Below are 8,003 nucleotides of genomic sequence, written 5' to 3'. Positions count from 1 at the left end.
GGCGCACGCACCTTGGCATACCCAAGACCCGCGCCACCGGCAGCACCCACGACGCCCGCGGTCTCCAGTACCGAAGTCAGGTCCGTCACGGTCAGACCCCGGCCGTGATGGCGACCGCGCGGAAAGCGATCCCGTGCCGCTTCTGACCGTTGAACTCGTTCTCCCAGTCCCGGGCCTTGAGGCCGGTCACCTTCACCGGCATCCCCGGCGCCAGGTTCTCCTGGAGACCGGTCTCCGGGACGGTCACCTGGTACAGGTTCCCCTCTCCCTCATCGGAGATCAGCAGGCCAACGGTGGACAGCCCGGCACCGGACTCCCGATCCACCGCACGCTCCCCGGTCTGCTTGTTCGCCATCTTCGGCGCCGGCGCAGTCGCCACGAACACGACAGCAGTTGAAAGGTCGATCTTGAACGACGGCATAATGGAAACTCCCTCGTAGGGGCGGAAGCGGCGGCTTGCTTGGCGGTAGGGCGCCGCTTCCTGCATTGAGTTTGTGGGAGTCCTGCGACCAACAGTTGCAGGACTTTCGCGTTCCCAACTGGTGCGCACCAATAGATTGCATCTGGTGCGCACCAGTTGTCAACCAGTGTCGCGCTCCGGCTTCCTCAACTCGCCTTCCTGCGACACTTCTAGAGAACCGCGTCACTCAACGCCCTGATAGCCAACAGGGGTTAACACCGATCGTGTTAACCCATGCCGACCTGCATCGACGTACGGCATGCTGTTGCAGACGGCTGAAGGAACCACGTGCGAGGCGGTGCAGGTGTCCAACCAGCTACGACAGATACGAGATGCGCGCGAATGGCCCCAAGAGCGGCTGGTGCGCGAGATCGAGCGATACGCGCGTCAACACATGCTCACTGTCGGGTCGACGGCAAGCCTGCGGGTCTACGTCTCGGAGTGGGAGAACGGCAAGCGCACTATCAGCGAGCGGTACGCGAAGATCCTGCGTCCAGTGCTTGGCGTCACTGATGACGAGCTGTTCGGCCGGCACTCTTCCACGGTCGTTCCTCAAGTCGGCGGCTACGACGATCTGGTGAGCCGTATCGACTCCGCGCGCAACGTCAGTCTCACCATGGTGAAGACATTCACGGATCAGACTGAGCTGTTTCGCACCGTTGACCGCCAGATGGGAGCCTCAGCACTCATTGACCAGATGAGCGGACACTTGGCGACCTTGGAGGACGCGCTCACGTTCGCCGTCCTCCCCGAGGCGCGACTCCCTGTCGCTACAGCACTCGCCGGAGCTGCCACCCTGGCGGCGTGGCAGGCACTTGACGCCGGTGCCGTAGAACGAGCCTGGCGGCACTACGAGTTAGGAAAACGCGCGGCTCAGGAGGCAGGCGAGTCGATGTACCTCGCACATGCCACCGCCGAACAGGCTTACGTGCTGCACGACGCCGGGCGTCCTGGACTTGCCGTAGACCTCGTACGCGAGGCCCAACGCCTCGGGGGCCAGCAAGCGTCACCGCGGCTGCGCGCCTGGTTGCATGCGGCCGAAGCGGAATTGTGTGCCAAGGCCGGCATGGAGGGCGAGAGCCGCCGCGCTCTCGACAAAGCGGTTGCCTGCCTTCCAAATGGCGTCGAGACGCGCGACCCAGACATGTTGAGCATCTTCTTGAACAGTGGGCATCTGGAGCGATGGCGCGGGAACGTGCTGGCCATGCTGGGAGACGATGACGCACTTGGCAGTCTCTACACCGCACTGGACACGGCCGACCCTTCGTTCATCCGTGCCACATCCGGACTGCGGTGCGACTTAGCTCAAGCCCACCTGTCTCGCGAAGAGTACGCCCAGGCCCAAGAACACCTGCGGGAGGCACGTCTGCTGGCGAATCGCACTGGATCGGTACGTCACCTGCGGCGGATCGAGCAGCTCAGGGAGCGCCTGTAGAGATAGCGGCCTTGCGTGACGCGAGAAGGTGCAGCAGAGCCACCAGCGTCCCTGAGCCCAACAGTTCCCCGCGCGCCATCATCCCCGGGATGTCGGACAGAGGCACCCAAGCCACATGTCCGGCTTCCTCGGTGTCGGTGGGCTCGCTAACGAACTTCGCACCACGGCCGACGTAGATCTCATGCGGCGAGTCGACCATCCCAATCATCGGCTGGTAAGTGACTACATGCTCCAGGAAGTCCGGTCGCCAACCGGTTTCCTCCTCGCACTCCCGCAATGCGGTCGCGTGCGGGTCCTCGCCCTCATCAACGATGCCGCCGGGCAGTTCCCAACCCCATTGATCAGCCACGAAGCGATACCGCCAGAGCATCAGCACCCGATCCTGATCGTCCTGGACAGCCGAGATCGCGACATGATGCAGTCGCACAACGTGATGCTCGAACCGCTCAACACCTGGCGGCTCAACATCGACGAGCGCCAGCTTCACCCAACGATTGTCGTAGATCGTGCGCTCACCGTGGATCTGCCACGGCTCTAGCTCACCAGGGCTCTCGGTACTCACCTCACGGGCGGGAACCCGGTACGAACTGCGCGCGTACCTTTCAAGCACGTTCTCCTCAACGAGCTTGCCCAACACGATGCGCAGTTGCGTCCGGCCAAGCCCAAGGTCAGTCTCCAACTTGCGCTCAGAAGGAATCTTCTCGCCCGGCTCATACTCGCCTGACGCCACCCGTTCGCGGATCATGCGGTACGCCCGTGCCGACTTCGGTCCCATCCCCTGAGCACACTCCTCGCTGTTATCGCTTGGCCTGCCCCAGCGTAGCCGCCACGCATGACGGTCAACAGAGACCGATCTCCCAGGCGCCGCCCAAGAAACAGGCCCTTAGGGGCGGGCTGTTACAGGTTTCTCTACCTCATCAAGCCCCTCCCTCCGGTCGGGGGAAGGGGTGGCCGCTTCGGAGCTTCGCGGGAGGGGCCGTTCCCTTGCCGGGTCTTCCTGCGCCGACGCCAGGTAGCCACGGCCCAGCACCACGGAAGTCAACGAGCAAGCAGAGCCCACTCCTTACCCCTTGGTCGACGGTCCGCTGCCGTGCCGGCCGGGGCGTGCAGCGCGTGGCGTGGGCGTGATGGGGGCTCTTGCCTTCGGCATCCGACGCTCGGGCCAACGGCTTCGACAGCCGCCGCTACGGATCACACCCCACCGGCCCGGCAACCGGGCCGGCGCGGGCACGGGGACTCGGGCGCCGCTCCTGCCTCCGGCCCGCTCCGCCCGGCCCCCCGGCCCCGCGCCACACAGTGCCCGCGGGATGATCCGCTAGACGCTTTGTCCCGCCCAACACCGCGCCGGAACGAGCACACACCCCACCAGCCCAGCACCACACCGAACACCCCCGACCAGCCAGGCCGGCACCGCCACCCACGAGTCGAGGAAGGCGTGCAGCCCGAGCGCACCGAAGTTCGGGAAGACACCGGCGGGAGCCCCGAGGGCGGCGGGGAATGTGCGGCTGGGGAAGTGGTGGGGTGAGTGGGGGCTGGGGCCGGCGGCGCTCCGAGACTTTAAGGTCTGGCCCTTGGGGCGAGCCTCTACGAAGGGGGCCCACATCGGGCTACAACGGGCAGGTCCACAAACCCGCCCGATCCGCTGACCAGCGTATGGGCCCCCTTCACTCACCCCAAGGGCCAGACCTCAAACTCTCTCCACACCACCTGTGGTTGCGTGCGGGCAGAGGGAAACAGTGGACGACGATATTGAGCCAACACTCTGCGTGATCTACTCGCGAGTAGAAAGAAAATGACTTCCGCCCGGGGCTTCTAGGGCCATCCCAGCGCGGCTTCGAAGTAGCACGCCGTATTCACTTTGGGATCTTGACTGCCGAGAGTAATCGCAGGCGTTGGGCGCCGTGGCTGATCTCGCCTAGCGTCCTCGCGTCAGAACAAGAGCCCGCCTGGCCGCAGTTGCTTGCCGGCAGGGCCAGGCGGGCCATTGAACCAAGGAGGTTCACAAGTGAGTCTTTCCTCAAGGGGCAGGGGCGTGTCAATCCCGAAGTGGCAGCCGTGGCTGATCACGATCATCGTCGTGGTAATCCTCGCTTGGAAGCCCGCTGAGCGGGTTATCGGTGCCTATCTCACCGCGGCGGGGTTCGTGGCCTTGCTGGTTGCAGGTCTGCGATGCGGCAGCGGAGTGCAGCGTTCTCCCTTGCCTAGCTGAAGCGCTCCTACACCGACCGATTCCGACAGTCGCTGAAAGATCCGAAGCAACCGTGCCCCTACCGTGCCCGTTCTGACGGGGAATCACGGGGAAGGCCGGGCAGTCGAAGCACGTAGGCAGAGCAACGGCCCCTGACCGATCTTCCTGGTCAGGGGCCGTTTCGCTGTGCTGAGCTGCGGAGGCTGTGGGATTTGAACCCACGGTGGCGTTGCCGCCACGACAGTTTTCAAGACTGTTCCCTTAGGCCGCTCGGGCAAGCCTCCCCGCGGCGCCGGGGTGCGGTGCCGCGGGGATCAGACTAGCGCGTCACTTGTCGCCCGTGCGCTGCCCCAGGGTGACTTGGGTGGTGTGCTCCTTGCCACCGCGCTTGAAGGTGAGGGTGACGCGGTCGCCGGGCTTGTGCTGCCAGATCTCGCTGATCAGCGTCGGGCCGCTGTCGATGATGGTGTTGTCCAGCTTGGTGATGGTGTCGCCCGGCTTCAGGCCCGCCTTGTCGGCCGGGCCGCCCGGGGTGACCGGGTCGCTGCCGTTGTTGCCGGTCTGCGCGATGGTCGCGCCGTCACCGGACTCCCGCATGCCGACCTGGACCCCTATCTGCGGATAGACCGGCTGCCCGGTCTTGATCAGGTCCTCCGCCACCCGCCGCGCCTGGTCGATCGGGATCGCGAAGCCCAGGCCGATGCTGCCGGACTGGCCCGATTCGCCGCCGAATCCGCCGCCGCCGTTGCCGGCCGACTGGATCGCGGAGTTGATGCCGATGACGTTGCCGCCGGCGTCCAGCAGCGGGCCGCCGGAGTTGCCCGGGTTTATCGACGCGTCCGTCTGGAGGGCGCTCATGTACGAGGCGCTGCTGCCGCCACCGTCGCTGGAGGCCACCGGGCGGTCCTTGGCGCTGATGATGCCGGTGGTGACCGTGCCGGACAGGCCGAACGGGGCGCCGATGGCGATGGTGGCATCGCCGACCTGGACGTTGGCGGACTTGCCGAGCGGGAGCGGGTTGAGCGTGGCGCCGCTGGCGTTCTTGAGCTTGATCACGGCGACGTCGTAGCCCTGGGCGTGGCCGATGACCTCGGCGTCGTACTTCTTGCCGTTGGAGAACGTCGCGGTGAGCCGGCCGCCGTCGGCGGCGCTGGCGACCACGTGGTTGTTGGTGAGGATGTGGCCCTGCTTGTCGTAGACGAAGCCGGTGCCCGTGCCGCCGTCGCCGCTGGCGCCCTGCGCCTCGATCGTGACGACGCTGGGCAGCGCCCGCTGCGCTATCCCCGAGACGGAGGTGGGCTTGCGGTTCAGCGCCCCGGCGTCGCCGGGGGCGGAGACCGTGGTCGAGGAGTTGTCGTTGCGGCCCGCGGCCCAGTAGCCGATGCCGCCGCCGACGCCGCCGGCGACCAGCGCGGCGACGAGCACCGCGGCGATCAGCCCGCCGTTGCGCCGCTGGGGGGCCGGGCGGTGGTCGGGCGCGGCCCAGGGGTTGCCGCCGCCGGGCGGGGGCGCGCCCCAACCGCCGGAACCGTGGCCGGCCGCGGCGTACGGGGCCTGGGGGCCCGTGGGCGTGCCGGGCGGCTGCTCCGAATGAGCGGCGGCCGGGGTCGGGGGGAGCTGCTGGGTGCGGTCCTCGTCGGCCGGGCCGGCGGCCCGGGGGGCGTAGTCCGGCGGCGGGGGCGCGGCGGGGGGCGTGGCCGGCGCGGGCGGTGCGTCATGAGTCTGGTCGCCGGAGGCGGGCGCGGGGGCGCTGTCCGGCTGCGGCCCGGTCGGCGGCTTGGCCTCCGACGGGACTCCGGCTCCCTCGTTCTCGGTGCTCACAGCTCTCTCCTCAGTCAGCGTGCTTCACGGCGGTGCCGGCCCAAGGGACCGCTCCGGTATTCCAGCATCCGGGATCCCGCCGCTCCGGGCGAGTCCCGACCGTCCCGGTGGTCGCCCGGGGGATCCGCCGGCGGCCGTCGACGAGGCCCCCACCGCCCCGGACACCGCCCAGCCTCCCCCAGCTTTCCCTATGGCCCGTCAGGGCACCGTAAGCCGAACCTGTGACTTAATGCGGACGAGTCCGGCCAGAGGAGGGCATAGTCGCCGCCCGCGGTGGCGGGGGTGCCAGGGGCCGGTGATCTTCTGTCGGGCGGGGGCGGGGCGGCGGATGACACGATGACGCGGTGACCTACCCGCGCCCCGCAGAGGACGCCCGTCCGGGCCGTCCCGCCATCTCCGTCGTGGCCCACCGCGGGGCGTCCGAGGACGTCCCCGAGCACACCCTGGCCGCGTACCGGAGGGCGATCGAGGACGGGGCGGACGCGCTGGAGTGCGACGTCCGGCTGACCGCCGACGGCCATCTGGTCTGCGTCCACGACCGGCGGGTGAACCGCACGTCCAACGGTCGCGGGGCGGTCTCCGCGCTGGAGCTGGCCGATCTCGCCGCGCTGGACTTCGGGTCCTGGAAGGGGCTGGAGCACAAGGGCCTCGTCGAGCGGCTGGCGCGCGCCACCGGGCGGCCGGTGAGCGCGGACGAGGAGCCGGACTGGCAGCAGGAGGAGGACGCCGAGCGGACCTCCGTACTGACCCTGGAGCGACTGCTGAAGCTGGTCGCGGACGCGGACCGACGGGTCGAGCTGGCCATCGAGACGAAGCATCCGACCCGCTGGGCCGGACAGGTGGAGCAGCGGCTGGTCGAACTGCTGGCGCGCTTCGGCCATACGAAACCGGCCACCCCCGACTGGGCGCCGCCGGTGCGCGTCATGAGCTTCTCGGCGCGCTCCCTGCACCGCGTACGAGCCGCGGCCCCGGACATCCCGGGCGTCTATCTGATGCAGTTCCTCACCCCCCGCCACCGGGACGGCCGGCTGCCGCCCGGCGTTCGCATCGCCGGCCCCGGCGTACGGATCCTGCGCGCGCACCCGGAGTACGTCGCCAGGGCCCACCAGGCCGGCCACCAGGTGCACGTCTGGACGGTCAACGAGGCGTCAGACGTGGAGCTGTGCCGCGACTTGGGGGTGGACGCAATCATTACGAACCGCCCCAAACAGGTACGTAAGCAACTCGGCCTGGGGTAAGGCTCCTTACGGGGTGTGCCCCGGCGCACTCGGCCCGTATTCGACGGTGTCGAGTGCGTCACTGCGTGTCGGTTGGCCGGTTTCCGGTCCAGTCCATTGGGGCATCCATCCCGTGGCGTGGGGCAAAGGAGGTCTCGGGGGTGGCGTTGGTGGTGGCACAAGAGGTGCCGACGTCGTCGATCATGGCCGTACCCCATGGTCCAGCGGGTGTCGGCATGGCCAGGCGGCGCATGCGAGAAGAGCTGTTGGCAAGTGGAGTTCAGGACACAGTCATTGATGACGCGGTCCTGGTCCTTTCGGAACTGCTGAGCAATGCGTGTCGCCATGCGCGTCCGATATGCGAAGCCCAGGCACCGGATTCCGCATCCGCGCGAGCATCCGCGGACAGCTACGGCGTCGCGCCGGATGCGGTGTCGGATTCCGCTTCCGCTCCCGGCGCCTCGGTCCGCGCGGCCTGGCGGATCGACGGGCAGGGGCGACTGACCATCGCGGTCACCGACGGCGGCGGGCCGACCCGTCCGGTTCCGGCCACGCCGTCGGTCACCGCGCGCGGCGGCCGGGGGCTGGCGATCATCCGCTCGCTCGCCAAGGACTGGGGCGTGCGCGACTCCACCCCGGGAGAGGTCACGGTCTGGGCCGCCCTCTCGCTTCAGGGCGCGTTCGCTACGCGCGTGGACCTGGGGGCGGACCTCACCGCCGACCTGACGACCGACATGGCCGTCGGGCTGCCGCTCTCGCCGCGGAAGGCCCCGCGCGAGGGCGCGTCCCGTCGGCCGCGGAACGGCCGGGGCGCGACCGGCCTGGCCTTCGCGGAGTTCGACGAACTCCCCTAGCGGGCGCCCCCGGTGGACCATCAACGAG

At 68.6% G+C, this 8,003-nt stretch carries 8 protein-coding genes and 1 tRNA gene; 4 read left to right on the top strand and 5 right to left on the bottom strand.

Annotation, left to right across the window (positions count from 1 at the left end; genetic code table 11):
• Positions 1-91: 91 nt before the first annotated feature.
• The gene (locus ACIQU6_RS01830; RefSeq protein WP_403479656.1) at positions 92-421 is read right to left on the bottom strand and encodes a hypothetical protein; all 330 of its coding nucleotides are present in this window, start codon (positions 419-421) and stop codon (positions 92-94) included.
• Positions 422-854: 433 nt separating this feature from the next.
• On the opposite strand from ACIQU6_RS01830, the gene ACIQU6_RS01825 reads away from it, so the two are divergent.
• A complete protein-coding gene (locus tag ACIQU6_RS01825; protein WP_403479655.1) occupies positions 855-1,895 on the top strand; it encodes an XRE family transcriptional regulator in 1,041 nt (346 codons plus the stop codon).
• Here the strand turns inward: ACIQU6_RS01825 and ACIQU6_RS01820 are convergent.
• Positions 1,879-2,670, bottom strand: a complete 792-nt coding sequence (locus ACIQU6_RS01820) for an NUDIX domain-containing protein (protein WP_403479633.1) — start codon at positions 2,668-2,670, stop codon at positions 1,879-1,881. The two genes, ACIQU6_RS01825 and ACIQU6_RS01820, sit on opposite strands and share 17 nt — an antisense overlap.
• A 1,257-nt stretch (positions 2,671-3,927) precedes the next feature.
• Here ACIQU6_RS01820 and ACIQU6_RS01815 point away from each other — a divergent pair.
• Positions 3,928-4,104: a hypothetical protein gene (locus ACIQU6_RS01815; protein WP_403479632.1), complete on the top strand. Its 177-nt coding sequence runs from the start codon at positions 3,928-3,930 to the stop codon at positions 4,102-4,104.
• A 176-nt stretch (positions 4,105-4,280) separates the two neighbouring features.
• Here ACIQU6_RS01815 and ACIQU6_RS01810 read toward each other — a convergent pair.
• Positions 4,281-4,367 (bottom strand) — tRNA-Ser (locus ACIQU6_RS01810).
• A gap of 43 nt (positions 4,368-4,410) precedes the next feature.
• Complete coding sequence (locus ACIQU6_RS01805; RefSeq protein WP_403479631.1) at positions 4,411-5,904, bottom strand: S1C family serine protease; 1,494 nt, start codon at positions 5,902-5,904, stop codon at positions 4,411-4,413.
• A 344-nt stretch (positions 5,905-6,248) separates the two neighbouring features.
• Here ACIQU6_RS01805 and ACIQU6_RS01800 point away from each other — a divergent pair, with 344 nt between their 5' ends.
• Complete coding sequence (locus ACIQU6_RS01800; protein ID WP_403479630.1) at positions 6,249-7,142, top strand: glycerophosphodiester phosphodiesterase family protein; 894 nt, start codon at positions 6,249-6,251, stop codon at positions 7,140-7,142.
• Positions 7,143-7,200: 58 nt separating this feature from the next.
• Here the strand turns inward: ACIQU6_RS01800 and ACIQU6_RS01795 are convergent, their stop codons facing one another.
• On the bottom strand, positions 7,201-7,326 hold the full coding sequence (locus ACIQU6_RS01795) for a hypothetical protein (protein ID WP_274919408.1): 126 nt from the start codon (positions 7,324-7,326) through the stop codon (positions 7,201-7,203).
• On the opposite strand from ACIQU6_RS01795, the gene ACIQU6_RS01790 reads away from it, so the two are divergent.
• Positions 7,283-7,975 (top strand): ATP-binding protein, encoded by a 693-nt coding sequence (locus tag ACIQU6_RS01790; protein ID WP_403479629.1) that lies wholly within the window; start codon positions 7,283-7,285, stop codon positions 7,973-7,975. The genes ACIQU6_RS01795 and ACIQU6_RS01790 overlap by 44 nt on opposite strands.
• The last annotated feature ends 28 nt before the right edge of the window (positions 7,976-8,003 follow it).

Source organism: Streptomyces sp. NPDC090442, assembly GCF_044769405.1.
Lineage (GTDB): Bacteria > Actinomycetota > Actinomycetes > Streptomycetales > Streptomycetaceae > Streptomyces.
This window is presented reverse-complemented; position numbering and strand designations above follow the sequence as displayed.